The following is a 25,148-nucleotide window of genomic DNA, read 5'->3' on the forward strand; positions in this document are numbered from 1 at the left end:
ACGAGCCGCCCGAAACTTCGAGGCGGCTTTTTTGTTTCAAAGGCCGCCTTTCGTCCGGGCCGAGAACGGAGTGGAACTATGGTAACGATCCTGCGGGATGATGGTGCGGAAATCTACGAGACCAAGGGCGGCATCACCGTCACCCGGCAGAGGCGGGCCATTCCCTATGCCGACGCGGTTTCGTCCTATGTCGACAAGCTCGACGAGCGGCGCGGCGCGGTCTTTTCCTCGAACTACGAATATCCGGGCCGCTATACGCGCTGGGATACGGCCGTCGTCGATCCGCCGCTCGGCATTTCCTCTTTCGGCCGCAATGTCTGGATCGAGGCCTATAACGAGCGCGGCGAAGTCATCCTCGGCTTCATTGCCGAGCGGCTGAAAACTGTCAGCGAGCTGGAAACTGGCGCATCGACCGCGCGCCGGCTCGACCTGACGGTGAAGATGCCGGACCGCGTCTTCACCGAGGAAGAGCGCTCCAAGATGCCGACGGTCTTTACCGTGCTTCGCGCCATCACCGATCTCTTCCATTCGCAGGCCGATGCCAGCATCGGCTTCTACGGCGCCTTCGGCTACGACCTTGCCTTCCAGTTCGACGCGATCAACCTGAAACTGGAGCGGCCCGCCGACCAGCGCGACATGGTTCTCTACCTGCCGGACGAAATCCTCGTCGTCGACAACTACGCCGCCAAGGCCTGGATCGACCGCTACGATTTCGCCAAGGACGGCAAGACGACCGAGGGCAAGGCGGGGGACATTGCCGCCGAGCCGTTTGTCCGCACGGATGCCATTCCGCCGAAGAGCGATCATCGGCCGGGGGAATATGCCGAACTGGTCGTCAAGGCGAAGGAGAGCTTCCGCAAGGGCGATCTCTTCGAAGTCGTGCCGGGGCAGAAGTTCATGGAGCGCTGCGAAAGCAAGCCTTCCGACATTTCCAAGCGGTTGAAGGCGATCAATCCGTCGCCCTATTCCTTCTTCATCAATCTCGGAAACCAGGAATATCTGGTCGGGGCCTCGCCCGAGATGTTCGTGCGCGTTTCGGGCCGCCGCATCGAGACCTGCCCGATCTCGGGCACGATCAAGCGCGGCGACGATCCGATCGCCGACAGCGAGCAGATCCTGAAGCTCCTGAACTCCAAGAAGGACGAGTCCGAACTCACCATGTGCTCGGATGTCGACCGAAACGACAAGAGCCGCGTCTGCGAGCCGGGTTCGGTCAAGGTCATCGGCCGCCGGCAGATCGAGATGTATTCGCGGCTCATCCATACGGTGGACCATATCGAAGGCCGTCTTCGCGACGACATGGATGCCTTCGACGGCTTCCTCAGCCACGCCTGGGCCGTGACCGTGACGGGCGCGCCGAAGCTCTGGGCGATGCGCTTCATCGAATCGCATGAGAAGAGCCCGCGCGCGTGGTATGGTGGGGCGATCGGCATGGTCGGCTTCAACGGCGACATGAATACCGGCCTGACGCTGCGCACCGTGCGCATCAAGGACGGTATTGCCGAAGTGCGCGCCGGCGCGACGCTGCTGAACGATTCCATCCCCGAGGAAGAAGAAGCCGAAACCGAACTGAAGGCCTCTGCCATGCTTTCCGCAATCCGCGATGCCAAGACGGGCAATTCCGGCAAGACCCAGCGCGACGTCGCCTCCGTCGGCAAGGGCGTCAACATCCTGCTGATCGACCATGAAGACAGTTTCGTGCATACGCTGGCGAACTATTTCCGCCAGACGGGCGCCACCGTCTCGACCGTGCGCACGCCGGTGCCGGAGGAAGTCTTCGACAGGCTGAACCCGGATCTCGTGGTCCTGTCGCCCGGTCCCGGCAATCCGAAGGATTTCGATTGCAAGGCGACGATCAAGAAGGCCCGCGCCCGCAACCTGCCGATCTTCGGTGTCTGCCTCGGCCTGCAGGCGCTGGCCGAAGCCTATGGCGGCGAGCTTCGCCATCTGGCGCTGCCGATGCATGGCAAGCCGTCGCGCATCCGCGTGCTGGAGCCGGGCATCGTCTTCTCGGGCCTTGCCAAGGAAGTGACGGTCGGCCGCTATCACTCGATCTTTGCCGATCCCTCGACGCTGCCGCGGGAGTTCATCATTACCGCCGAGAGCGAAGACGGCACGATCATGGGCATCGAACATGCCAAGGAGCCGATCGCGGCCGTGCAGTTCCATCCGGAATCGATCATGACGCTCGGCGGCGATGCCGGCATGCGGATGATCGAGAATGTGGTGGCGCACCTGGCGCGGCGGGCCAAGACCAAGGCCGCCTGACGCCGGTCTCCAGAATGGGCAAAACCCGCCGGAAACGGCGGGTTTTGCGTTGGAAATGTTCGTCTAGACGCGCCGCATGAGCCGGGCGACGATGGATACGACGAACAGCACCAGGAAGATGAAGAACAGGACCTGGGCGATCGAAGCGGATGCGCCGGCAATGCCGCCAAATCCAAGGACGCCTGCAATCAGGGCTACGACGAGAAATACCAGAGCATAATACAGCATCGCGATCTCCTTAAGCGGTTGCTGGCAAGGATAACGGAAGCGTGAGCCGTTCGTTCCATTGTCGCTGCGACAATTGGATTTCGCGCCGATTTAAATCTTCTCAACCGAACTGCAGATCGGCCTTGAAAGACCGGTCGCCATCGCGCGGCATGGGCGGTTCTGCTGCGGCAAGATAGGATCTTGCCGGCCCCGTCAGCACGAACCAGAGGCTGGCGCCGATCATGAAACAGGCGGCCGACGGGTCGCTGGAACGCGTGACGAAGGGAAGGCACGCGGCGGTGAAAAGGATGGCGAGCCTGACGGCCCATTCCGCCTCGCGTTTCATGAAGGCCTTGGTCCTCAGCCGCTTGTAAGCGGCGACATCGTAGCCGTCGGCATCGCGGCCGGTGAACAGCGTCCAGGCGGAGGGGAGGGCCAGCATGACGAGGCCGCCATAGCACAGAAGCAGCGCCGGGCCGGCGAGAAAACGGCTGGCTGCGAAGATCAGCAGGCCCGTCACGGCAATATTCCAGAGCGGCTCCAGCCGTTCCGGCGACAGGCCGGTGCGGATGTGCCAGGCCCGCAAGAAACGGGCCGCACCGTCAAGCAACGGCTGGTCGATGTAGCGATTGATCCAATGCATGTCTCATGCGGTCCCCAGTTGACTGCCAGGCCGTCAACACCATGCAATTGGGTCGCTATCATGGCGCAGATGGCGAAAGCAGGCGGCTGTGACCTTTTGGCCGGGCTAGGCGCTGCGCCTGACGACGCGGAAGTTCAGCTCCGACCGCAGCTTGAAGCCGAGCGTCTTGTAGAGCGCGATGGCGGACGTGTTGGTGTAATAGGCATGCAGGAACACGGTATCGCCCCTGGCGGAAATCTCGCCGGCGACATAGCGGAAGAGCAGGGTGCCGAGACCCTTCCCCTGAAAATCGGGGTGGGTGCAGAGACCGCTGAGCTCGCCATGTCCGGGAAGCCGCAGACGCTGACCGGCCATGGCGACGAGGCGGCCGTCGATCTTGACGCCCCAGAAGGTTCCGAGTTTCTGGGCGCCGAGCGTGAAGGGGCCGGGCCTGGTCAGCGTCGCGAGCGCCAGCATTTCCTCCGCATCGTCAGGGGTCAACGGCTGCAGGCGGCTGTCGGAAATGCGCTCGTAGGGACGCTCGGCGATCATCTGCACCAGCTTTCCGTCCGTGAGGACCGTCAGGCCCTGCGGCACGGTGATGGGGCCGGCTTCGACGATGGCCATGACCTCGTCCGCCGCGGGCAGGTTTTCCAGCGCTTCGAGGCTTTCGCGCGTATCGTCGGCGGCAGCCGCGAAAGGCACGATGGAGGGCGGATAGCGCCTGGCGCGTTCGCCGCCCTCAGCGAGATCGGCATGCGCCGTATGCAGCGCGTTCCAGATCGGTCGGTCGAGAATATGGCTCATGGGGTTTTCTCCTGTACGGCGCCCGCGCGGCGGGTGAGCGGCGCTTCGGCAAGGCCGTCCTCGATCGCGGCAAGCTGTTCCAGCAGCGGGCCGTCGAGATCCCGGCAGAGATCGGCGACGGCGGCTGCGATACGCGGCCAGACCTTCTGCCTGGAATAATCGACGAGTTCCTGGCCTTTGGCGGTCAGCGAAACGACCCTGCGCCGCTGATCCTCGGCGGAGGACTGCATGTCGAGGAAGCCGAGTTCCATCAGCTGGGCGGCGGTGCGTGTGGCGCCGGGCTGGGTAATGCCCACGGCCTGGGCCAGTTCGCCGATCGTCAGCGGGCCGAGCCTATCGATGGCGCCGAGGAAAGGATATTGCGCGGCCTGGATGGAGACGCCCAGTTCCTCGATGACCTGCTGCGTGTCGGCCTGCAGGCGTTCGCCGATCCGGCGGAAGCGGCTGCCAAGGCACAAATAGCCCAGCGATTTCACGACATCCTCGACCAAGGCGGGTTCCTCACGTCAGTTACATAACAGGTTATATAAATGCTTATGGAGTTGCCGTCAATCATGCAGGCGGGCCGGTTCTTGCCATTCGCACGGGACGGGCCTGCCTTTTGTGCGACATGTGGCAAAGGCTTTGACTTTTCGGGCCTGATTGCCCATATCACCGGCATTGGCCGCCTGCGCGATTCCCGCGCGGGCGGTTTTGCGTTTCAATGGCTTAAATGCTGCAATTCATTCGCATCCGCAGGGGGACGACATGAACGAAGAAGGCAATCTCACGGTTCGGAAACTGGCGTTCTGGGGCATTCCCCTGTCGCTCGGCGTCATGGGGCTGAAGATGGTCGCCTGGTGGGTTACGGGTTCGGTGGCGCTGCTGTCGGACGGGCTGGAATCCTTCGTCAACGTGGTGGCGGCCTTCATCGCCTTCTTCGTGATCCGTTATGCGCAGAAGCCGGCCGATCACGACCATCCGTTCGGCCATCACAAGGCGGAATATCTCTCGGCCGTGACCGAGGGCGTGATGATCGTCGTCGCCGCGCTGCTGATCGTTCAGGAGGCGGTCGGCCATCTCGCCGACCCGCGCATGCTCGCCGCACCGGTGCTCGGCCTTGCGATCAACTTTGCCGCCGGCGTCGTCAATGCCGTCTGGGCGCAGCTGTTGATCCGTACCGGGCGGAAGCATCGCTCCGCGGCTTTGACGGCGGACGGGCAGCACATCATGTCGGACGTGCTGACTTCCGTCGGCGTTCTTGTTGGCCTGCTTCTGGCGCTCGCCACCGGATATGCGATCTTCGACCCCGTCCTCGCCATTCTCGTGGCGCTCAACATTCTCTATCAGGGCTGGAAGGTGATCTCGCAATCGATCGGCGGCCTGATGGACCAGGCGGTCGATCAGCAGGAGGAGGAGGCGATCAAGCAGGCGATCGCCACCCATGCGGCCGGCTCGATCGGCGTGCATGACCTGAAGACCAGACGCGCCGGTTCGGTGACTTTCGTCGATTTTCATCTTGTCGTGCCGGCCAGGATGACGGTTCGCGAAGCGCATGATATTTGCGACCGCCTTGAAGATGCCATCCGCGCGGCGCATGCGGGCGCGACCATTGCCATTCATGTGGAGCCGGAGGGCGAAAAGGCCCATGGCATCCGCGTCAAAGTGATCAAGGAGGCATAATGCCCACGACAGACGTTTCCAGCCTTTCGATGCTGGGCCAGCAGACGGAAACCGCAAAGAGCCCCGAAGAGGCGGTTCTGGAAAAAGTGCCGGCCAGCCATGCCGGCACCGACTATGTCGTGCGTTTCACCGCACCGGAATTCACCTCGCTCTGCCCGATGACCGGACAGCCGGATTTCGCCCATATCGTCATTGATTACATCCCGAACGAATTTCTGGTGGAATCGAAGTCGCTGAAGTTGTTCCTGCATTCCTTCCGTAACCACGGCGCCTTCCACGAGGATTGCTCGATCTATATCGCCAAGCGCATCGTCGAGCTTCTGGACCCGAAATGGCTGCGCATCGGCGCCTACTGGTATCCGCGCGGCGGCATTCCGATCGACGTCTTCTGGCAGACCGGCAAGCCGCCGGAAGGCGTATGGCTGCCGGATCAGGGCGTTGCGACCTATCGCGGACGTGGGTGAGCCGCGGCCGGGTGCCGCCCGAGCAATCGATGGCTCCTTCTTGAGCGCGCTTGCGGAGGAAAAACCGCAGGGCACTTTTTCTGGAATTGCTGTTGATCGATTGCGGCGGCGAACGCCCTGAAAGGGAGGGGCCGGGCAACGGTGCGGCGGTTCAATACCTCCCCCGTCACCCAGGCTCAGCCATCAGCCTCAAACGTCCATCGTGTCGTCGCCGGAATCATCCATGGAATCGTCGTTGTCGTCGTAATCGGCCTGCTGGATATTGTCGTTATCGTCGGCCTGGCTGTTGTCGCCGTAATAATTGTTGATGACGGTTTCCTCGACCGGGCCGCCGGCATTGCCGAACGGATTGGCGCCGGCGAACGGCGAGCCCCAGCCGAGCGAGGACATGTGGTTGCCGAAGATGCCGGAGAGCGAATTGGCAAGCAGCATGCCGCCGGCGACGCCGGCCGCCGTGCCGAGTGCGCCACGCAGGAAACTGCCGCCGGCGGAGGGCGCATAGGCCTGCTGGCTCCAGGGGCCGGAGGGCTGCTGCGCCATCTGGCGGCTATTGTCGTAGCCGCGAGGCTGCTCGTAGCCCTCTCTTGGCGCGCCACCCCACGGACCGGGGGCGGGTGCCGGCTGCTGGGTCTGGGTGCTGCCGAAAATGGAGCTCAGGAAGCCGCCCTGTTCGGCCTGGCGGCGATCGCCTTCGCCCGCTTCGAGCTGGCGGACGCGCTCTTCAAGCTCCTTGATGTGGTTGGCGGCGGCCTCCAGGCCCTTTTCCTGCACGATGACGGCCTGCGCCAGATAGTAGGCGGCGGAGGGCTGCGCGCGGGTCGCTTCCGATATCAGCGCTTCGGCTTCCGGATCGCGCGGCGTTGCGCCTGCGGTGCGGACGCGATCGAAGAGGGCGGTCAGCAATTGGCGTTCTTCCGGTGACATGTCATGTCTCCTCTAAAGTTCCGCGGCTTCGAGCTTCGGCGGGAGGGCCGCATAAGGCTGAGTTAGGAAGCGATTGGGGCATTTCAAAGCCTGGGCAACTTACATTTTCGTAAGTTCAGGCCTCCCTCAGCCAGACGCGCAGCGTGCCCAGAAGCTCGAAGCCGGTGCGCAGTGCCTCGTCCAGATCGTCGCCATGTTCGTAACCGACAAGCGGCTCTCGCGGATAGAGCGCGGCGGCCTGCGCAATCAGCCCGCGGCGAATGTCTTCGCCGCGCCCGCCTTCCGCAAACAGGTTGGAAAGCCCCACAGCGCCGGCGTGATGGTTGAGGATGCCGCCGCCGAGCGGCCTGCCGTTTTCGAAGGCGAGCAGGAAGGCGATTTCGGGGTCGGCGAGCAGGGGTTCGGCGAAGATCTTCTGCGTCACCGGCCCGTTCGCCTTTTCCCATTCCTGCTCCCAGCGTGAAAAATCGGCGGCGTTCCTCACGCGCTGCCAGGTGATCGGCGAGGGGGCGGAGACCGGATTGCGGATGCCGATCCATTCCGCTTCGAAAAGCATCCTGAAGCCGAGCGGCGCAAGATCAAGAGCGGCGTAGCTGTCCTTGACCGCCCAATCGCGCGTATCGTCGTTGACAAGCGTCGCAATCGCTTCGGTCGTTTCGCCATCCGCCTCGGTCAGGGTCACGACATCGGGATAGAAGGGCGGCGTGCCGCGGCGGTGGAACCAGACCGTCGCCGTGAATTCACCGGGCAAACCCAGCGCCTTGCAGACGGCGTCGCACCAGAAAGCATTGTTGCGCACCGCCGCACGCAGGAGAGAGGAGGTCATTTTGCGTTCTCCCGGTCTTTTCTCAGGATGCGATCATATCGTCCGTTTGTCATAAGAATATCTTCACCGCTTCCTGCTTCCCCTTTTTCCCGCATTGTTTTACGCATTGAGTCGCACTATCTGCGAGGAACCGCATTGGACGTGAGAGAGGTTCGAATGAACGACGAAGAAGAACAGGACGACAAGACGAAGGAACTGCCGCTCGGCAAGGAAACGGAGGCGAACCTTTTCAAGTCGCGTTCGATCTTCATCTATGGGCCGATCACGCAGGAACTGGCGCAGAAGGTCTGCACCCAGCTCGTGGCGCTTGCCGCCGCCAATGACGACGATATCCGCATCTACGTCAATTCGCCCGGCGGCCACGTCGAGTCTGGCGATTCCATCCACGACATGATCAAGTTCATCAAGCCGAAGGTCTGGATGATCGGCACGGGCTGGGTCGCCTCGGCCGGCGCGCTCATCTATGCCGCCGCTCCGAAGGAACGCCGCATCTGCCTGCCGAACACCCGCTTCCTGCTGCACCAGCCCTCCGGCGGCACGCGCGGCATGGCTTCGGATATCGAGATCCAGGCACGCGAAATCATCAAGATGAACGAGCGCCTGATCAAGATCTTCTCGAAGGCCACCGGCCAGTCGGAAGAAAAGATCGCCAAGGACATCGATCGCGACTACTGGCTGTCAGCCGAAGATGCCGTTTCCTACGGCCTCGTTTCGCGCATCGTCACGTCGCAGAGCGAAATCTGATTTTTCGCCGATAAGGACCAAATCCACGCCCCGTCTGTCAGTTGCAGGCGGGGCGTTTCCATATCTGCTGGCGTAGCGCCCGTGCAATCCTTGGGGGATTGCCGGCTCAGCGAACATTTCCGGCGGCAATCCGGCTTGCGCGCTTCCGGCTTATGCTGCTCCATGCGCACTCTTCGCAGCCGGAGTCGCATCATGCTCAAGGACTTTTCCGTTCAAAGCCTCTTTATGGGCCTATTGACGGCTTTTGTCGGGTTCACCAGTTCTTTTGCCGTCGTGCTGCACGGGCTGCAGGCAGTCGGCGCCACCGATGTGCAGGCCGCTTCGGGGCTGATGGCGCTGTCGGTCTCCATGGGGCTTTGTGCCGTCGTGCTCAGCGCCGTTACGCGCCTGCCGGTCAGCATCGCCTGGTCGACGCCGGGGGCGGCGCTGCTGGCGAGCATCGGCACGATCGATGGCGGTTTCAACGCGGCTGTCGGGGCCTTCATCCTCTGCGGCCTGCTGATCGTCATTGCCGGGCTGTTCAAGCCGCTTGGGCGGGCGGTGGCCGCCATCCCGGCGCCGCTTGCCAATGCCATGCTCTCAGGCGTTCTGCTCGGCCTCTGCTTTGCCCCGGTCAAGGCGATTGCCTTCAATCCGCTGCTTGGTCTGCCGATTATTCTGACCTGGATCGTGGTTGGCGCCTTCAAGCGCCTCTGGGCAGTGCCGGCGGCCCTGGTTGCCTTCGCGCTGGTGCTCGCCTTCGGCGTCGATATTCCGGAAGGCGCGCTTGCCTCGCTCAAGCAGTCGCTGGTGCCGGTTATCGACATTGTCCACCCGGTCTTCAATCTTGCCGGTTTCGTATCGATCGCCCTGCCGCTCTTCATCGTGACGATGGCCTCGCAGAATATTCCCGGCATCGCGGTGCTGAAGGTCAATCACTATGATCCGAAGCCTGGGCCGCTCTTTGCCGTGACCGGCGTCTTCTCGCTGCTGGCGGCCCCTTTCGGCGGACATGCGGTTAATCTCGCGGCGATCACGGCGGCGATGTGCGCCGGGCAGGACGCGCATGCCGATCCTTCGCGGCGCTATTGGGCAGCGCTGATTTCGGGCGTGGGTTATGTCGTCCTCGGTTTGCTTGCGGGGGCGGTGACTGCCTTTGTCGCATTGGCGCCGCCCATCCTGATCGAAGCCGTGGCCGGTCTTGCACTTGTCGGCGCATTCTCGGGTTCGGCGATGGCGGCGTTCCAGGCACCGGAATCGCGCGAGGCGGCGGCGATCACTTTCCTCGTGACGGCATCGGGCGTTTCCTTCGGCGGCATTTCCGGCGCTTTCTGGGGGCTGGTCGCGGGCGGGCTGATGCTCGCTCTGTCCCGGATCGTGCAGGCGAGGAAAATATAGGCGAGGGGTTGCCGGAATTTCCGGCGGAGGCTATAAGCGCGGTCATGAAGAATACAGGCGCACGGATTTCCGAGACGATTGCACGCGGCCGCACGGCCCTGCGTGACAATACGCGCGCCCTTACCTCGCTTCTTCTCCTCGGCCTTACGCGCGGTTGCCGGGTCCTTTGAGGAGCGCCCGGCGGCCGAAAGCCCGCCCGGCCATCGCTCCTCGCGACTCACTTTCAAAATTGACCAAACGACCGATCAAAGGTCCGCATTTGCTGTCGCCAAGCCAGATATGATCGGCTAAGAGGCGGGGCAAATGCCGGGACGAGGAGACAAGACAATGGACACGAACACCAGCCGATCCTCCGCAGGCGCCAAGGGCATGCCCGACGCCGCCGTCAAATACCGGCCCTATCCGCAGGTGAATATCCCTGACCGCACCTGGCCGACCAAGACCATCACCAAGGCACCGATCTGGTGCTCCGTCGATCTGCGCGACGGCAACCAAGCGCTCGTCGATCCGATGGGCCATGACCGCAAGGCGCGCATGTTCCACCTGCTCTTGGAAATGGGCTTCAAGGAAATCGAGATCGGTTTCCCGTCGGCCTCGCAGACCGATTTCGATTTTGCCCGCTGGTGCGTGGAAGAGGGCAACGTGCCCGACGACGTATCGTTGCAGGTGCTGGTGCAGTGCCGCCCCGAGCTGATCACGCGCACCTTCGAGGCATTGCAGGGCGCCAACCGGCCGATCGTGCATTTCTACAATTCCACCAGCGAACTGCAGCGCCGCGTGGTCTTCGGCAAGGATGTGCAGGGCATCAAGCAGATCGCCGTCGATGCCGCCAAGATGATTACCGACATGGCGGCCAAGGCCGGCGGCGGCTACCGTTTCGAATATTCGCCGGAAAGCTTTACCGGCACCGAGCTGGATGTGGCGCTGGAAATCTGCAATGCCGTCATCGAGGTCGTAAAGCCGACGCCCGACAACAAGCTCATCATCAACCTGCCCTCGACCGTCGAAATGGCGACGCCGAACGTCTATGCCGACCAGATCGAATGGATGTGCCGCAACCTCGACAACAGGGAAAACCTGATCATCTCGCTGCATCCGCATAATGACCGCGGCACCGGTATTGCCGCGGCCGAGCTGGCGCTGCTGGCCGGCGCCGACCGTGTCGAAGGTACGCTCTTCGGCAATGGCGAGCGCACCGGCAATGTCGATGTCGTCACCATGGCGCTCAACATGTTCACGCAGGGCGTCGATCCGGAAATCGACTGCTCCAACATCGAGCGCATCAAGGAAGTCTTCGAATATTCCAACCAGATGGCGATCGCCGAGCGTCACCCCTATGTGGGCGAACTGGTCTATACGGCTTTCTCCGGCTCGCACCAGGACGCGATCAACAAGGGCATGAAGGCGGCGCAGGTCGCCAACCATCCGGTCTGGGAAGTGCCCTACCTGCCGATCGACCCGCGCGATGTCGGCCGTTCCTACGAGGCGATCATCCGCATCAATTCGCAGTCGGGCAAGGGCGGCATCGCCTATATCCTGCAGCAGGATTACGGGCTCAACCTGCCGCGCAACCTGCAGGTCGAATTCCGCGAGGACATCCAGCGCATCACCGACGAAGAGGGCAAGGAGCTTCCCTCCAAGCGTATCCACGACCGTTTCATCGAGCGTTACGTGACCCAGCCGGGCGCCCGCCTCAAGTTCGTCGACCACCACACCTATCCCGATACGGAGCACAAGGGGCAGCGGATCGTGGCGGCCGAGATTACCGACAGGGGCGAGATCAAGCGTATCGAAGGCCGCGGCAACGGCCCGATCGACGGCTTCATCAATGCGCTGTCGCACTATCTCGGCATCGAGATGTCGGTCGAGGATTATTCGGAGCACTCGCTGCAGCACGGCTCGAATGCCGCCGCCATCTCCTATGTCGAGACATCCTATCCGGGCGGCAAGCTTTTCGGTGCGGGCATCAACACCAACATCGTCGCCGCATCGCTCGAAGCGATCGTGTCGGCTGCCAACCGCGTGCTCGAGGTGAAGGCCGGCAAGGCCTGAACATTCTGATCAGGCCGCGATCGCCTCGGGGTGGCGCGGCCTGACAATGCAATCGGCGAGTTCATCGAGCTCGCCCTGTGCTTGCGCGTGGTTTTGTCCCCACCGGCAGAGAGCAAGGAGGATCGGTTCCAGCCCGAGCCCGAGTTCGGTTGCCGTATACTCCACCCGTGCCGGCACTTCCGCAAAGATTTCCCGGCGTATGAGCCCGTGCTCCTCCATCTCCCGCAATTGCTGGATCAGCACCTTCTGGGTGATCTCGGGCATCATGCGCTTGAGCTGCGAAAGCCGCTTCGGTCCTGAGAAGACATGATAGAGGATCACGGGCTTCCATCGCCCGGAAATGACCTTCAAGGCCCGTTCCACAGGCAGTCTTGGCAATCTTTTCATGGGCTCGGGCATGGTCACCTCCTGGTGGGTATGGCACTGATATGTGTGTATTTTGATCCGTAAATCGAGTGCTACAGCCTGCTTCACGCCATCAAACGTGAGGTCTGTCAATGAAACTCGTCCAGTTCCGCCGCTTCGGTCCGCCTGACGTTCTCGAAACCGTAGAAGTGCCGATCCCGAGGCCCGGGCGCGGAGAGGTGCTTGTGCGTGTCCATGCCGCCGGCGTCAATTTCTTCGAGGTTCTGATGCGGGCGGATCGTTATGCCGTCTCTCCGCCGTTGCCTGCCTTTCCCGGTGTGGAAGTGGCTGGAATCGTGGAGGAACTGGGGACGGATACCGATCCGTCGCTGATTGGCGCACGCGTCGCCGTGCCGCTCTTTGCAATCGGGCGTGGCTTCGGCGGATATGCGGAATATGTGGCTGCGGAAGCCGCAGCGGCAATGCGTCTGCCGGATGGCCTTTCCTTTGCGGATGCGACGGCGCTAATGGTGCAGGGCCTGACGGCGCTGCACATGGTGCGTCGCAGCCCGCCGAAGGAAAAGGTGGTGCTTGTCAATGCTGCCGCCGGCGGGGTTGGGTCTCTGTTGCTGCAGCTCGCCAGGTTCGAGGGGGCTGGCATGGTCATTGCCGCAGCCGGCAGTGAAGCGAAGCGGCAGTCCGCGCTCTCACTCGGCGCCGACCTCGCCGTCGATTACACCGCCGCAGAGTGGGCGGGCGCTGTCAGGGCGAGGACTGGAGGGCAGGGAGCCGATGTCATCTACGAGACGGTCGGCGGTGAGATCGCGCGGGCGTCTGTGGCTGCACTTGCTCCCGCCGGCGAAATGCTGTTTGCGGCTATGGGCCGGTTCTCGCTGGAGCTTTCCGCGATTCGCTCGATGCTGGATATCAACCAGTCGCTGAAGGGCTTTTCACTCCTGCCGCTGATTGCGGCGGACAGATGGAGAGCTGATCTCGGCATCCTCTTCGATCTTGCCGCATCGGGCGCGCTGAAAATCGTGCATGGCGGCCGGTTTTCGCTTGATGAGGCCGCAAGGGCACATCGTGCGCTCGAGGAGCGGCGGGTCAGCGGAAAAGTCGTTCTGGTGCCCTAACCGTCAGATGGCGGCGGCGATTTCCATGGCGAGCTGGCCGAGCGTGGCTTCGGCGGAGGGGCCGGCCAGCACATAGGACGTGCCCGCATTGTGCCAGGTCACGAGGCCGATCTCGTCACGGATCGTCTCCTTGAAGTCCTCCGTTTCCGGGGGCTGCGCATCCTTGCGGAAACAGATCGAGATAATGTCACCATCGGTATTGGAATAGACGAGCTGGCCGACGGGGCGGTTGTCGCCAAGGATCACGCGGGCGCCCTGGAAGGTCCAGGATTCGGCGGAAAGATCCGGCACGCGGAACGGAACGCCGATCGCGGTCGTCAGCCAGGAGGATATTTCTTCGGCCTGCGAGGCCGGCACCTCGACAAGGTGACGCGGCTGGCGCACGAGCAGACGCTGGAAGGCCGTGACATCCCCCAGCCAGTCATTGGTGTTGACCTGCGGGCTCGCTGCGACCGGCGCGGCCTCGTCCGCATCAGGTGCATTGCCGATGAAATAGCCGATGCCACCGCCGACGACGAAGAGAATGAGGGCCGCCGCAAGCGCCTGGCGGCCGTTCGGCGCGAGCTTGAGCTGCGGGCGCGCGTTGCGCTGGGCGATCGGCGTCTTCGGCGGTTGCGTGCTCTTGATGGAACGGACAAGTGCCAGCGGAACGGGCTCTTTCAGCATGTCGTCCAGCTTGCGCCGGCCGAAATCGACGCCGTGGCGCAGCTTGTCGTAGATCTTGCGGGCGTTTTCGTCCGTTGCCAGCCGGCTTTCCAGTTCCAGCTTCTGTTCCGGCGTGGTTTCGCCGTCGAGGAGGGCGGCGAGCTGGGCTTCGAGCGGCTGTTTTTTGAAATCGAGCAAATCAGTCAGTACCTGTGGACGGGCGGATTGTGGCCGGACAATGCGGCGAAATGGAGTCGCGCCGTCGCAAGCTGACCGGCAATGTTGCCGATTGCGATGCCCATGATTTCGGAGGCCGCCTGATAGCTGTGGCCTTCCACGTCGATCAGCAGGAAGATGCTGGCGACGCCCTCGGGCATTTCAGCGAGCATGCGGTGCAGGGCGTCGGTATCGACGACTGCCGTGCGGTCGCGAATGGCGTCGCGGATATCGGTCACGTTGCCTCGGGCCACCGGACGCGGCTTGCGCTTGCGGCTGTCTTCCGCCCATTGCTGGCGGGCCAGCGTATAGATCCAGCTTTCCAGCCGGCCTTCGCCGTTCCACTGATTGCCCCTGGAAATGGCGCGCAGACAGACGGCCTGAACCAGTTCGTCGGCCGCAGCCGTCTCTCCCGCGAGCGTGATGGCAAAGCGGCGGAGGCGGGGCAGGAGACCGACGAGATCACGCCGGATATCGGTGGTGGCTGCGGGTTGGCGCATGGTCTTTCCAAGAAGCATTCACATTGGCCGAAATTCATAGCTGCTTCGTATGCACCCCGGCCATGCAGGCGGCTTTTATGGAGCAAGTCGCCTGTATTTCGCAAGCGCGGGGTTCAATTCATCCATCCCTTCCCAGGGGATTTCCGCACCATATCCCGCGGAGCTTGTCTCAATATGTCCTGTAGCCGTTCAGGCTCTGCAGCAGAGCGCGATAGGCCCAGGTATTTTCGCCGCCGCGATCGCGGATCTCGACGAGCTGGACGCGGGCGCCCTGAATGTCGCCCTGCTCGGCAAGCGCCATGCCCATGTAGGAGCGGGCGAGGATGTAATTCTCGTCCTGCTGCAGGGCCTTCCTGTAGTAGGACATGCCGAGTTCCATGCGGCCGGCCTTGCGATTGGCGTAACCGAGATAGTTCAGGATGCGCGGATCGTTCTGGTTGCTGGCGAGATTGAGCACCGTGATGGCGTTCTCATACTGCCCGGCATAGGCGAATTCGCGGGCGAAATTGAAGAGCTCGTCATCGTTGAAGCTCTGCTTCTTCGGGTCGACGCATTCCTTCTTCTTTGCATCCCACACCTTGCCCTTGGTGCAGGTCTTGGTCGTCTGGGTTTTCTGCGGCGGGGAAGTGTCGTCATTCCCGCCTCCGACCGCGAAGGCGGACGTAGCCAGACCGAGAGCAAAGACGGAAACAAGCGAAAGTCTGCACAGGCGATGAAGAGAAGAAGTCATCGGGCGTACTCCGTTTTGAAGCGCTGTGGTTGCTGAATTGTACGCCGACGCCTAAAAATACCAAGAGCCCCGCGGGCCTTTATTGCTGATGCCGGCGAGGCTGGCGAACGCTCCTCACATAGTGATTCAACGACTGCCGGAATTGATTCCGAAACCGCCGCTAAAGTGCGAAAATATCTGCGCTTTCCCGTTTCATGCCATCGCCAGTGTCATTGATGCTGAAACGTTCGCCCTTGACTTCCCAGGCACCGGGAGAACCGGAAATGGAGAAGAGATTGTAAGCGGCGGGAGGCTTGATGCCGCCCGGCCCCTGCGAGGCCGAGGCGATGCCGACGACCGGCACCGGGCCAGTCTGTCCGCGCAGCCAGTGGAGCGTGTTGAGATGAGTATGGCCGTGCAGCACGAGTTCGGCTCCGCCGGTCGAAACGACGGCGGCGAAACGGCGGATGCCGATCATGCGCTTGTAGAAAGAGGTCGCGCCGCGGATCGGCGGATGGTGGATCATGACGACGCGGAAAAGGCCGGCCTCGCCGGCCGCGCGCAGCATGTTGACCGTCTCGCGGGCCTGGCGCGCGCCGAAAAAGCCGGAGGCCGCAAAAGGCGGCGTGGCGACGGCGGTCGAGCAGCCGACGATTGCGACCTTGTCGCGGATGCGAAGGTAAGGGAAAATGTGCCGGTCTTCCTCCCATTCCGGCGGAGCAAGGTCGCCGCGCACGTAGTCGTACCAGGCGCGCATCGACTTCTCGTAGGCGCCCGGCACATAGGCGTCATGGTTGCCGGGTACGACCGAGGTGGCGGCGGGATCGCCGAGTTCGCGCAGCCAGGCTGCGGCGGTGCGGATCTCGATGCCGCTTGCGAGGTTGACGAGGTCGCCGGTCACGGCCAGATGATCGGCCTTATGGGAGCGGATATCGTCCAGCAGCAGATCGAGCGTGCTGCCGAAAAGATGCTTGCGCCGGTTGCGGTGCCAGTTCACAAAGCCCGTAATACGTTTTGAGAAAAGTTCGTGAATGGAAAGGCGGGGCAGGGGTCCGAGATGGACGTCTGAGATATGCGCGAGCTTGAACATGCAACGACACATAGACCAGCTTATTTACAATTCAAACACATCCGCGCGATGAGAACCTGAAAGAACCCATGGCAGACAAACAAAGATGGCCCCTTCACACGAAAGTGTTGTTGCGGTTGCTGCATGTGTATTTTTCCCTCGTGCGCGGCATGACGATCGGGGTCCGGGCAGCCTGTTTCGACGGGCAGGGACGCCTCTTTCTCGTTCGGCACGGCTATACCGGCGGCTGGCACATGCCGGGCGGCGGGCTGGAGCGCAACGAGACGGCGGAAGAAGCGCTGATCAAGGAATTGCGGGAGGAGGGCAATCTCAGGATCGTCGGCAAGCCGCAGCTCTTTCACGTCTATTTCAACACCAATATCACCCGGCGCGACCATGTGGTCTTCTACCGCGCTATCGTGGAACAGACGGCGCCGCGGCCGCCCGACTGGGAAATTGCCGAGAGCGGCTTCTTCGAGATCGACAATCTGCCGGCGGAGACGACCGAAGCGACGCTGCGAAGGCTGGCCGAACTCCGCGGCGAGGCGGAGCCGGCGCATTACTGGTGAGGCTCAGGCGGCGGCTGCGAGCTTGTCGCGGCCGTGCGGCCGGTCGAGATCGAGCGCCGGACCGACGGGCACGATGCCGGTCGGGTTGATGGTCTTGTGGCTGCGGTAATAGTGCTCCTTGATGTGGCGCAGGTTTACCGTCTCGGCGACGCCCGGCGTCTGGTAGAGGTCACGCAGGTAGCCCGGCAGATTGCGGTAGTCCTCGATGCGGCGGATGTTGCATTTGAAGTGACCGACATAGACCGGGTCGAAACGCACCAACGTGGTGAAGAGCCGCCAGTCGGCCTCGGTCTGGCGGTCGCCGAAAAGGTAGCGGCCCTTGCCCAGACGGTCGTCGAGCATGTCCAGCGTTTCGAAGAGCTTGACGACATTTTCCTCGTAGGCCGATTGCGTGGTGGCAAAGCCTGCCTTGTAGACGCCGTTGTTGACGGTGTCGTAGACGACGTCGTTCAGCGCATCGATGCCGGCCCGCAGCTCTTCCGGGTAGTAATCCGCCGTCGAGCCCGTCAGGTGGTTGAAGGCGCTGTTGAACATGCGGATGATTTCAGCCGACTCGTTGTTGACGATCGCGTTCGTCTTCTTGTCCCACAGCACGGGAACGGTCACGCGGCCGGAATAGTGCGGATCGGCCTTCACATAGATTTCCCAGAGAAACCTGGAGCCGAAGAGCGGGTCGCCGGTGGCGCCGTCGCCGACTTTGAACTCCCAGCCGTTTTCCACCATCAGCGGATCGACGACCGAAACCGAGATCAGCTCTTCGAGCTTCTTCAGCTTGCGGAAGATCAGCGTGCGATGTGCCCAGGGGCAGGCGAGAGAGACATAGAGGTGATAGCGGCCGGCTTCTGCCTTGAAGCCGCCTTTGCCGCTCGGGCCGGCCTCGCCGTCGGCCGTGATCCAGTTGCGGAACTGCGAGGGCTGGCGCTTGAAATGGCCCTTCGTTTCCTTCGTGTCGTACCAGACGTCATGCCAGACGCCATCCACCAGCATGCCCATGCTTTTCACCTCTGAAATTGATCGTTGCCGCATAGATATCGCAGGACGAGACTTTTTGCAGGCGGGCAAAGATTGAACACTGCGTCTCGGTCGGGTCATTTCCGGCCGAATTTTTGCGATGGACGGCGGAAATTTTTCCTGCTATCCGCCTTCCTCACAAAATTCTGGAATCCTGCTTGATGTCTATTCTCAGAGGCCTGCGACGACGCTGATGCTCCCGAACGCCTGACGGCGTGTTCGCGAACCCACATATCTGCGTCTATCCGGTCTCTGTTCCCATGCTCATGTACAAGCACGATCTCGTCTACCTCACCGAGGATGCGTCTCACGACGCCGCTATCGAACTCATCAACGAAGAAGCATTCGGCCCCGGCCGGCACACGCGTGCCGCGGCACGTATCCGCGAGCAGGGTCCGCACGACCTTTCGCTCTCCTTCATCTGTGCCGATGACGGCGAGACGATCGCTTCGGTCAGGATGACGCCGGTTCTGGCGGGAACGGTGAAGGGCCATCTGCTCGGACCGCTCGCCGTGCGGCCATCGCACAAGAGCAGGGGCATCGGCCGGGAACTGGTGCGCATCGCGGTCGAGGCCGCCAGACGCAAGGGTTCGGAAGCCGTCATCCTCGTCGGCGATCCACCCTATTACTGCCCGCTCGGCTTCGAAAAGGTCGCCTATGGCGCCCTGACGTTTCCGGGTCCCGTCGATCCGGGCCGCGTGCTTGTCGTGCCGATCGCGGAAGATGCCCATGCGCGGCTGAAGGGCAAGATCGCCTGGCGGAAATGATCACAATATCTTCCTGAGAAAAGTCCGCGTGCGCCCTTCCGGGAAATCCGGCAATTCGCCGAAGACCTCATAACCCTGGCGCTGGTAGGCGCTGAGCGCGTGCGGATTGAACGTATCGATCCAGGCGCCGCGGCAGCCGCGGGCGGCGGCTTCCTCCTCCGCCTTCGCAAGGATCTTGCCGGCCATGCCGCTGCCGCGCAGCATATCGGGAATGTAGAGCATCTGGACGAAGAGCCAGCCCCATGCGGTAAAGCCGGACAGGCCGCCGGAGACCTTTCCGTCGGTATCGCGGATCAGCACGGCAAGCGGCTGGCGTTGGGACGGACCGACATCGGCCGTGTTGAAAGCCGTCAGGCCATCGGTGATGACGGCGAGCTCTTCCGGCGAGGGGGAGGCGGTGAGCTCGAACTCAGGCACCGTCAGCGTCCTTCACGCCACCACATGGCGCCGAAGGCAAGCAGCAGGATGCCGACACCGGCGAAGCCCGCAAAGAGGGGCAAGGTGTTGATGCCCTTCAATACGGTCTCGTTGGTCATGCGGATCGCCATGCGGTCGGTGTCGGCCACGCGCACCTGGCCGCGCACCGGCAGGATCGGCGGAACCGAGATGGCGCCCGCGCTGTTGACGACACGGGTGACAAGCCCGCGGGTCTTGTCGGTGATCGGCTTCAGTGCCGATGTCGTCGAAATCATCGCCTTGAACTCCGGAGCATCGACGGCGCCGACATGGGCAAGCGTCGTCAGGTCGCCGTTGCGGATTTCGAAGAGGCCGATTTCGTCCATCCGCTTTTCGGCCTTGTAGAGGCCGGGCTCGGTCTGCGTCAGCGGCAGGTTCTCGGTCTTGCCCGAGGGATAGCGCACGACTGCGTCGCCCGGCGCGTCGCCGATGGTCTGGCGGGTGATTTCCAGCGTGCGGCCGGAGGTGCGCGCCGTCAGGGCCTCTTCCTCCAGCGCCGGCTCCTTCATCAGCCAGTGGGCGATGCGGCGATAGAGCGAGACGTGCGGGCCGCCACCTTCAAAGCCGCGCGCCCAGAGCCAGCCCTGATCGGAGAGCAGCATGGCGACACGGCCCTGGCCGGCACGGTTCAATACCAGCAGCGGATGGTTGTCGGCGCCGACCATGACCGTCTGGCCCTGCGGCCGGTCGACATCGACGCTGCGGAACCAGCGGCCCCAATGCGGCGGTTCGTCGCCGGAGCCGTCCAGCCCGCGGGTGACGGGGTGTTTGCGGCCCTGTTCGGAAAGACGGGGATAAAAGGCCTGCTCGATCATCCGGCCGGTCGGCTCCGCCGGCAGCACGGAGGCGAGCGGCGTCATGGCGATCGATTCCGGGCTTGCATGTTCGGGACCGGCGGCGATCAGCAGCGCGCCGCCATTTTCCACATATTGCGCGATGTTGTCGTAGTAGAGCATCGGCAGCACGTTGGCGCGGTCCTGATAGCGGTCGAAGATGATCAGGTCGAAATCCTTGATCTTGTCGACGAAGAGCTCACGAGTGGGGAAGGCGATCAGCGACAGTTCGTTGATCGGCGTGCCGTCCTGTTTTTCCGGTGGCCGCAGGATGGTGAAATGCACGAGATCGACGGAGGCGTCGGACTTCAGGAGATTGCGCCAGGCACGCTCGCCGGCATGCGGCTCGCCCGAGACCAGAAGGACGCGCAGGTTCTGGCGGATGCCGTCGATGATGTGCACGGCGCGGTTATTGGCATCCGTCACTTCGCCGGAAATGCCGGCGACGGAAAATTCCAGCACGTTCGGGCCGCCGCGCGTCACCTTGAAGGAGAAGGGCGTATCCTGGCCGGGCGTCGCCTGCAGGGTGGCGATCTCGTCGCCGTTCAGGCGCACCGTAACATTTGCCAGGCCGCCGGGGCTCGGGCCGTCGTCGAAGACGCGCAGGACGAGCTGCTGCTCTTCGTTGACGATGCCGAAGCGGGGCGCCTTGATAACCTCGATGCGGCGGTCAAACTCGTTCGGCTTGCCGGTGATAAGGCCATGGATCGGCGCGTCGAAGCCGAGCGCCTGGTTAACGCCGGGCACATCATGCACCTCGCCGTCCGTCAGCATGATCGCGCCGCCGACGCGCGAGGGCGGCACATCGGCGATCGAAGCGGACAGGGCCTCGAAAAGGCGGGTCGAGGGCATGTCGGAATTGCGATCTTCGTTCACGTCGACGAAACGCGGCTCGATCTGCGGGAAACGCGAAAGCTGCGTTTTCAGCGAGGCAAGCGCCTCGTCCGTCATCGTCATGCGATCGGCCGTCTGCTGGCTCTGGCTGCGGTCGACGATGACGGGGACGATGGTCGAAAGCTGGTCGCGGTCTTCCTGCAGCAGGACCGGGTTGGCGAGTGCCGCGAGCAGGGCGAGCGCTGCGAGCGTGCGCACCCACGCGCCGCGGATGCCGCGCCAGATCGCGAAGGCGGCAATCAGAAGCACGATGCCGGTCAGTGCCGCGAGATAGGGCCAGGGCAGGAAGGGCGAATAATCGAGGGTCATGTCACTGCCCCAGCCGTTCGAGCAGGTCGGGCACGTGGACCTGGTCCGTCTTGTAGTTGCCGGTCAGCATGTACATCATGATGTTGACACCGGCGCGGAAGGCATATTCGCGCTGCGTTTCGTCCGGCGGCACGGTCGGCAGCAGCGGCGTGTCATTGTCGTCAACGGCCCAGGCGCCGGCAAAATCGTTTGCGGTGATCAGGATCGGCGAGACGCCGTCTGCGGCGGCGGCCGGCCTGTTGGCGTTGTTCTGGTTCTGGCTGCCTTGACGCGCCTCGATCCAGAGCGGGCTGCCGGCGTAGCGGCCGGGGAAGCTGGACAGCAGATAGAAGGACTTGGTCAGCACATGGTCGTGCGGGACGGGTTCCAGCGGCGGAATATCCAGATTGGCGAGGATCTGCTGCAGGCGCTGGCCGTTGGCGGTCGTGTCGCTGCCGCCTTCGAGCGAGTCGATCTGGTCGCGCGTATCGAAAAGCACCGTTCCGCCATTGCGCATATAGGCGTCGATACGGCTGATGGCGGCGTTGGACGGCATCGGTGCGGCCGCAGAAATCGGCCAGTAGATGATCGGGTAGAAGGAGAGCTCGTCCTTGTTGAGGTCGAGGCCGACGGGCGGGGCCGGCTCCAGCGTCGTGCGGTAGGTCAGGAACCTCGTGAGGCCGTTGAGCCCCTCTTCGGAAATATCGTCCACATCCTGCTCGCCGGTCACGACATAGGCGAGATGGGTATTGTCCAGTCGCTGCATGATGATGTCGTCACCGGGCTGGGTATCGTCGGCATGCAGGAGGTCCGGCCGCAGCATGAGGCCTGCCGAAAGCGCAATGGCGATCGTTGCCAGGGTGCGGGCGCGCGGCCGCATCCGCGAGAAGGCGCCGTTCATGAAGAGCACGATCAGGCTGTCGGCCAGCAACAGCAGGAAGGCGACGAAGAAGAGCAGCGGCTTGGCCGACCAGCTTTCACCACCGACGAGGCCGGCGCGCACGACATTGACGCCAGTCATGTCGAGCGGCTTCAATTCGGCATTGTCGGGCAGGACGTTCAGCGCCGCAAAGCCGTCCTCGGAGCCGTAAAGGCCCGGCGGATTGTCGAAATTGGCAACGGGTGCGGCCTTGGCGTTCGGGATCAGCGGACGGGCATTGCCGGTCTCGGTGATGAGCGTGCCCTTGGCCGTCAGCATGCGGAAGGGCGGCAGGGTTTCGGCAACGCGCACACTGCCCGACGATTCCGATGTCACACCGCCGGAACGCGAGATCTGGACGAGGTGGCGCAGCATTTCGACGAAGGTACCCGAGATCGGCAGGTTCGACCAGGTTGCTTCGGCGCTCACATGGAAGAGCACGATCTGGCCGGCATTCATCCTGTTCATGGTCACGAGCGGCGTGCCGTCGGCAAGGCTGGCCCAGGTGCGCTCGGCAAGATCGGGCGTCGGTTCCGCCAGGACCTGACGGTTGATCGTCACGTCGGTCGGGCGCGGAATGCCGGCAAAGGGGCCGAAGGCCGGGAAATCGGCGAGCGCCTGCGGTTCGCTCCACGACAGGCTGCCGCCAAGCGCACGTTCGCCCTGGCGCAGGATGACCGGGATCAGCGGATCGTCGGCCGGTGCGGCGGCAAGGCGCGGGCCGGCAAAGCGCAACAGCATGCCGCCATTCGATATCCAGCGCTGCAAGGGCGCGTAGGTATCCTCCGGCAGGCGGCCGATATCGGCCATGATGATGACCGAGGGATTGTTGGCGAGCAGCTTCGGGATGGCGACAGAAAGATTGGCATCGGTCGGCCGCACGAGATCCGCATAGGGCTCGAGCGCCCGCTGGATGTAGTAGAGCGGGGACAGAAGCGGCTGGAACTCGTCGCCGCTTTCGCCCGACAGAAGCACGACCCTGCGGCGCTTGAAAGCGTCGTCGAGCAGATGCACCGCGCCTGCCGTGGCGCCGGTATTGATGCTGACGCGGGCAAAATCGTTGCGCATCTCGAAGGGGGCGGAAATGCCGGCATTGACGGCTGTCTGGCCCGGCGCGAAATCGGCCCTGCCGGTGGCGATCACGCGGCCCTGGGCGTCCTGCGCGTTGAGCGGGACGGAGGCTGCACCACTGGAGCCGAGGCGGGTCACTTTGACCGTCATGGCATCCGCCGTATTGGCGGCGCCCGAGATTGCGATCGTCTGGGCCGCATCGCCTTCGATCACGCGCAGTTCGGCGGGCTGGAGGTCGGAGAGCTGGCGGACGATGCCGTCGGCATCGCTGCTGGCCGCGCCGTCGGTCAGGAAGGCAAGCGTGCCGGGGCGGGTGCCGTCGAGTGCTGCGCGCAGGGCCTCGAACGCCCGCTGGCGATCCGGCACGAGCGGCTTGGGTTCGGCGGCGCGCAGCTTTTCGCGGGCGGCCGAGGCTGTGCCGGGTGTGGCGTCGTTGCTCGGATCGGCGCTAAAGGCGATCGAGACGATGGCGCCTGCGGATTCGGCATCGTCGATCAGCGCGTCCGCCGTCTGAACGCGGCGCTCCCAATCGGGGGCCGAAGCCCAGCTATTGTCGATGAAGAGAACGAGCGGGCCGCCGGACGCAAGCGAACTCGTGCGCGGATTGAAGACAGGATCGGCGATCGCCAGGATGACGGCGGCCGCAAGCAGCATGCGCAGCAGCGTCAGCCACCAGGGGCTTTGCGCCGGCGTTTCCTCGCGTTTCAGCACGGTCGCGAGGATTTTCAGCGGCGGGAAGACCTCCGCCTGCGGGCGCGGCGGGGTGAGCCGCAGCAGCCACCAGATGACGGGAAGGGCAATCAGCGCGCCGAGGATGGCGGGATAGGCGAAAGCGAAGGGAAGCGCGCTCAAAACTGTCCTCCATGTGTTGCCTTTGCCGGCATGCCGGAAAGATACATATGGACGGCGACCAGCGCTTCGGAGGCGAGATGATCGGTGCGGTGGCTGACGAAGGTCCAGCCGAGATGGCGCAGCGACTGGCCGAGACTTTCGCGCCGGGCAAGATAGGCGTTGCGATAGTCTTCGCGCAGTGCCTCGGCCCGGCCGGAGGTCAGCCTTTCGCCGGTTTCCGGGTCGGTGAATTCGGTGCGGCCGTTATAGGGGAAGATTTCCTCGGCCGGATCGGCGATCTCGACCACGTGGCCGCGCAGGCCGCGACGGGCAAGCGGGCCGAGGCGGGCCATGATGGCAGAGGCGTCATCGAGAAAATCACCGATGAGGATGAGATCGCTCCAGCCGCGCACCATCACGGTTTCGGGCAGGCCACCGGTGAGCGGCGTATGCATCAGGGCGGCTGCGAGCCTTTCGGCCGCGTTGCGGGCGGAGATCGGCTCCATCACGCCGGGGCAGCCGATGCGCTCGCCGGAGCGCGCGAGGATTTCGGCGAGCGCCAGCATGACGACCAGCGCCCGGCTTTCCTTCGACACGCTGCCATAGCTCGACTTGTACATCATCGAGGGCGACATGTCGGCCCAGAGCCAGATCGTGTGGGCGGCTTCCCACTCGCGGTCGCGCACATAGGTATGGTCGTCGCGGGCGGAGCGGCGCCAGTCGATGCGCGAGAGGCTCTCGCCCTCGCTATAGGGACGGAACTGCCAGAAATTCTCGCCGATGCCGCGCTTGCGGCGACCGTGCCAGCCGGCAATGACGGTGTTGGCGATGCGCCTGGCTTCGACCAGGCAATCCGGCACGAGGGCGGCCCGCTGCCTTGCGCGGGAAAGGGCATCATTGCCTGACGTCGGGTTGACGATCTGTCCGATGGATGCCACG

At 63.3% G+C, this 25,148-nt stretch carries 24 protein-coding genes and 1 pseudogene; 9 read left to right on the forward strand and 16 right to left on the reverse strand.

Features of this window, described 5'->3' with window-relative positions; genetic code table 11:
- The first annotated feature begins 78 nt into the window (after nucleotides 1–78).
- Nucleotides 79–2,268, forward strand: a complete 2,190-nt coding sequence (locus ACFPWW_RS09965; RefSeq protein ID WP_112563297.1) for an anthranilate synthase — start codon at nucleotides 79–81, stop codon at nucleotides 2,266–2,268.
- Nucleotides 2,269–2,331: 63 nt separating this feature from the next.
- Here ACFPWW_RS09965 and ACFPWW_RS09970 read toward each other — a convergent pair whose 3' ends face one another.
- The 4 genes from ACFPWW_RS09970 to ACFPWW_RS09985 form a co-directional block, all read right to left on the reverse strand.
- Nucleotides 2,332–2,496 (reverse strand): DUF1328 domain-containing protein, encoded by a 165-nt coding sequence (locus ACFPWW_RS09970; RefSeq protein WP_007824505.1) that lies wholly within the window; start codon nucleotides 2,494–2,496, stop codon nucleotides 2,332–2,334.
- Nucleotides 2,497–2,596: 100 nt separating this feature from the next.
- Nucleotides 2,597–3,118 carry a hypothetical protein gene (locus tag ACFPWW_RS09975; RefSeq protein ID WP_112755983.1) on the reverse strand — a complete coding sequence of 174 codons (522 nt, stop codon included), beginning with the start codon at nucleotides 3,116–3,118 and terminating at the stop codon, nucleotides 2,597–2,599.
- 105 nt (nucleotides 3,119–3,223) lie between these two features.
- Nucleotides 3,224–3,904 (reverse strand): GNAT family N-acetyltransferase, encoded by a 681-nt coding sequence (locus ACFPWW_RS09980; protein WP_112703961.1) that lies wholly within the window; start codon nucleotides 3,902–3,904, stop codon nucleotides 3,224–3,226.
- Nucleotides 3,901–4,395 (reverse strand): MarR family winged helix-turn-helix transcriptional regulator, encoded by a 495-nt coding sequence (locus tag ACFPWW_RS09985; protein ID WP_112563292.1) that lies wholly within the window; start codon nucleotides 4,393–4,395, stop codon nucleotides 3,901–3,903. Before ACFPWW_RS09985 ends, ACFPWW_RS09980 begins: the two co-directional genes overlap by 4 nt.
- A 256-nt stretch (nucleotides 4,396–4,651) precedes the next feature.
- Here ACFPWW_RS09985 and emfA point away from each other — a divergent pair, with 256 nt between their 5' ends.
- Both emfA and queF read left to right on the forward strand, forming a co-directional pair.
- On the forward strand, nucleotides 4,652–5,566 hold the full coding sequence (emfA, locus tag ACFPWW_RS09990) for a CDF family cation efflux transporter EmfA (protein ID WP_112563290.1): 915 nt from the start codon (nucleotides 4,652–4,654) through the stop codon (nucleotides 5,564–5,566).
- The gene (queF, locus tag ACFPWW_RS09995; protein ID WP_112563288.1) at nucleotides 5,566–6,030 is read left to right on the forward strand and encodes a preQ(1) synthase; all 465 of its coding nucleotides are present in this window, start codon (nucleotides 5,566–5,568) and stop codon (nucleotides 6,028–6,030) included. The genes emfA and queF overlap by 1 nt, the downstream gene beginning before the upstream one ends.
- A gap of 189 nt (nucleotides 6,031–6,219) precedes the next feature.
- On the opposite strand, the gene ACFPWW_RS10000 is transcribed toward queF, so the two are convergent.
- Entirely contained in the window at nucleotides 6,220–6,954 is a 735-nt protein-coding gene (locus ACFPWW_RS10000) for a DUF2076 domain-containing protein (RefSeq protein ID WP_112563286.1), read from the reverse strand.
- Between the two features lie 115 nt (nucleotides 6,955–7,069).
- Nucleotides 7,070–7,780, reverse strand: a complete 711-nt coding sequence (locus ACFPWW_RS10005; RefSeq protein WP_377311527.1) for a hypothetical protein — start codon at nucleotides 7,778–7,780, stop codon at nucleotides 7,070–7,072.
- 156 nt (nucleotides 7,781–7,936) lie between these two features.
- On the opposite strand from ACFPWW_RS10005, the gene ACFPWW_RS10010 reads away from it, so the two are divergent.
- From ACFPWW_RS10010 to leuA, 3 genes are all read left to right on the forward strand, one after another.
- Nucleotides 7,937–8,524: an ATP-dependent Clp protease proteolytic subunit gene (locus ACFPWW_RS10010; protein ID WP_377311528.1), complete on the forward strand. Its 588-nt coding sequence runs from the start codon at nucleotides 7,937–7,939 to the stop codon at nucleotides 8,522–8,524.
- A gap of 162 nt (nucleotides 8,525–8,686) precedes the next feature.
- Nucleotides 8,687–9,901, forward strand: coding sequence for a benzoate/H(+) symporter BenE family transporter (locus ACFPWW_RS10015; protein ID WP_112755996.1), 1,215 nt, complete (start codon nucleotides 8,687–8,689; stop codon nucleotides 9,899–9,901).
- Nucleotides 9,902–10,228: 327 nt separating this feature from the next.
- Nucleotides 10,229–11,953: a 2-isopropylmalate synthase gene (gene leuA / locus ACFPWW_RS10020; protein ID WP_112563276.1), complete on the forward strand. Its 1,725-nt coding sequence runs from the start codon at nucleotides 10,229–10,231 to the stop codon at nucleotides 11,951–11,953.
- A gap of 9 nt (nucleotides 11,954–11,962) precedes the next feature.
- Here leuA and ACFPWW_RS10025 read toward each other — a convergent pair whose 3' ends face one another.
- Nucleotides 11,963–12,352: a winged helix-turn-helix transcriptional regulator gene (locus ACFPWW_RS10025; protein WP_112563406.1), complete on the reverse strand. Its 390-nt coding sequence runs from the start codon at nucleotides 12,350–12,352 to the stop codon at nucleotides 11,963–11,965.
- A gap of 98 nt (nucleotides 12,353–12,450) precedes the next feature.
- Here ACFPWW_RS10025 and ACFPWW_RS10030 point away from each other — a divergent pair, with 98 nt between their 5' ends.
- Nucleotides 12,451–13,431: a quinone oxidoreductase family protein gene (locus ACFPWW_RS10030; RefSeq protein ID WP_112755998.1), complete on the forward strand. Its 981-nt coding sequence runs from the start codon at nucleotides 12,451–12,453 to the stop codon at nucleotides 13,429–13,431.
- Nucleotides 13,432–13,434: 3 nt separating this feature from the next.
- On the opposite strand, the gene ACFPWW_RS10035 is transcribed toward ACFPWW_RS10030, so the two are convergent.
- The 4 genes from ACFPWW_RS10035 to ACFPWW_RS10050 all read right to left on the reverse strand — a co-directional run bounded on the left by ACFPWW_RS10035 (nucleotide 13,435) and on the right by ACFPWW_RS10050 (nucleotide 16,591).
- A complete protein-coding gene (locus ACFPWW_RS10035; protein ID WP_112756000.1) occupies nucleotides 13,435–14,274 on the reverse strand; it encodes an anti-sigma factor family protein in 840 nt (279 codons plus the stop codon).
- Between the two features lie 5 nt (nucleotides 14,275–14,279).
- Nucleotides 14,280–14,792 carry an RNA polymerase sigma factor gene (locus tag ACFPWW_RS10040; protein ID WP_377311529.1) on the reverse strand — a complete coding sequence of 171 codons (513 nt, stop codon included), beginning with the start codon at nucleotides 14,790–14,792 and terminating at the stop codon, nucleotides 14,280–14,282.
- A gap of 169 nt (nucleotides 14,793–14,961) precedes the next feature.
- Nucleotides 14,962–15,522, reverse strand: a complete 561-nt coding sequence (locus ACFPWW_RS10045; RefSeq protein WP_377311530.1) for a hypothetical protein — start codon at nucleotides 15,520–15,522, stop codon at nucleotides 14,962–14,964.
- Between the two features lie 160 nt (nucleotides 15,523–15,682).
- Nucleotides 15,683–16,591, reverse strand: a complete 909-nt coding sequence (locus ACFPWW_RS10050; protein ID WP_112563266.1) for a metallophosphoesterase family protein — start codon at nucleotides 16,589–16,591, stop codon at nucleotides 15,683–15,685.
- 68 nt (nucleotides 16,592–16,659) lie between these two features.
- Here ACFPWW_RS10050 and ACFPWW_RS10055 point away from each other — a divergent pair, with 68 nt between their 5' ends.
- Nucleotides 16,660–17,139 carry an NUDIX domain-containing protein gene (locus tag ACFPWW_RS10055; RefSeq protein ID WP_112703949.1) on the forward strand — a complete coding sequence of 160 codons (480 nt, stop codon included), beginning with the start codon at nucleotides 16,660–16,662 and terminating at the stop codon, nucleotides 17,137–17,139.
- Nucleotides 17,140–17,142: 3 nt separating this feature from the next.
- On the opposite strand, the gene ACFPWW_RS10060 is transcribed toward ACFPWW_RS10055, so the two are convergent.
- Nucleotides 17,143–18,132, reverse strand: a complete 990-nt coding sequence (locus tag ACFPWW_RS10060) for a glutathione S-transferase family protein (RefSeq protein WP_377311531.1) — start codon at nucleotides 18,130–18,132, stop codon at nucleotides 17,143–17,145.
- A 211-nt stretch (nucleotides 18,133–18,343) separates the two neighbouring features.
- On the opposite strand from ACFPWW_RS10060, the pseudogene ACFPWW_RS10065 reads away from it, so the two are divergent.
- Nucleotides 18,344–18,917, forward strand: a pseudogene (locus ACFPWW_RS10065) (GNAT family N-acetyltransferase).
- On the opposite strand, the gene ACFPWW_RS10070 reads toward ACFPWW_RS10065, so the two are convergent.
- From ACFPWW_RS10070 to ACFPWW_RS10085, 4 genes are read right to left on the reverse strand one after another with little or no spacing between them, the layout of a single operon-like run.
- Entirely contained in the window at nucleotides 18,918–19,334 is a 417-nt protein-coding gene (locus ACFPWW_RS10070; protein ID WP_377311532.1) for a GNAT family N-acetyltransferase, read from the reverse strand. It lies immediately after the preceding pseudogene.
- A 2-nt stretch (nucleotides 19,335–19,336) separates the two neighbouring features.
- On the reverse strand, nucleotides 19,337–21,409 hold the full coding sequence (locus ACFPWW_RS10075; RefSeq protein WP_112563258.1) for a hypothetical protein: 2,073 nt from the start codon (nucleotides 21,407–21,409) through the stop codon (nucleotides 19,337–19,339).
- Nucleotide 21,410: 1 nt separating this feature from the next.
- On the reverse strand, nucleotides 21,411–24,230 hold the full coding sequence (locus ACFPWW_RS10080) for a DUF4159 domain-containing protein (RefSeq protein ID WP_377311533.1): 2,820 nt from the start codon (nucleotides 24,228–24,230) through the stop codon (nucleotides 21,411–21,413).
- Complete coding sequence (locus ACFPWW_RS10085) at nucleotides 24,227–25,147, reverse strand: DUF58 domain-containing protein (protein ID WP_112703945.1); 921 nt, start codon at nucleotides 25,145–25,147, stop codon at nucleotides 24,227–24,229. Before ACFPWW_RS10085 ends, ACFPWW_RS10080 begins: the two co-directional genes overlap by 4 nt.
- Nucleotide 25,148: the final 1 nt, after the last annotated feature.

The organism is Rhizobium sp. GCM10022189, assembly GCF_042656325.1.
Lineage (GTDB): Bacteria > Pseudomonadota > Alphaproteobacteria > Rhizobiales > Rhizobiaceae > Rhizobium.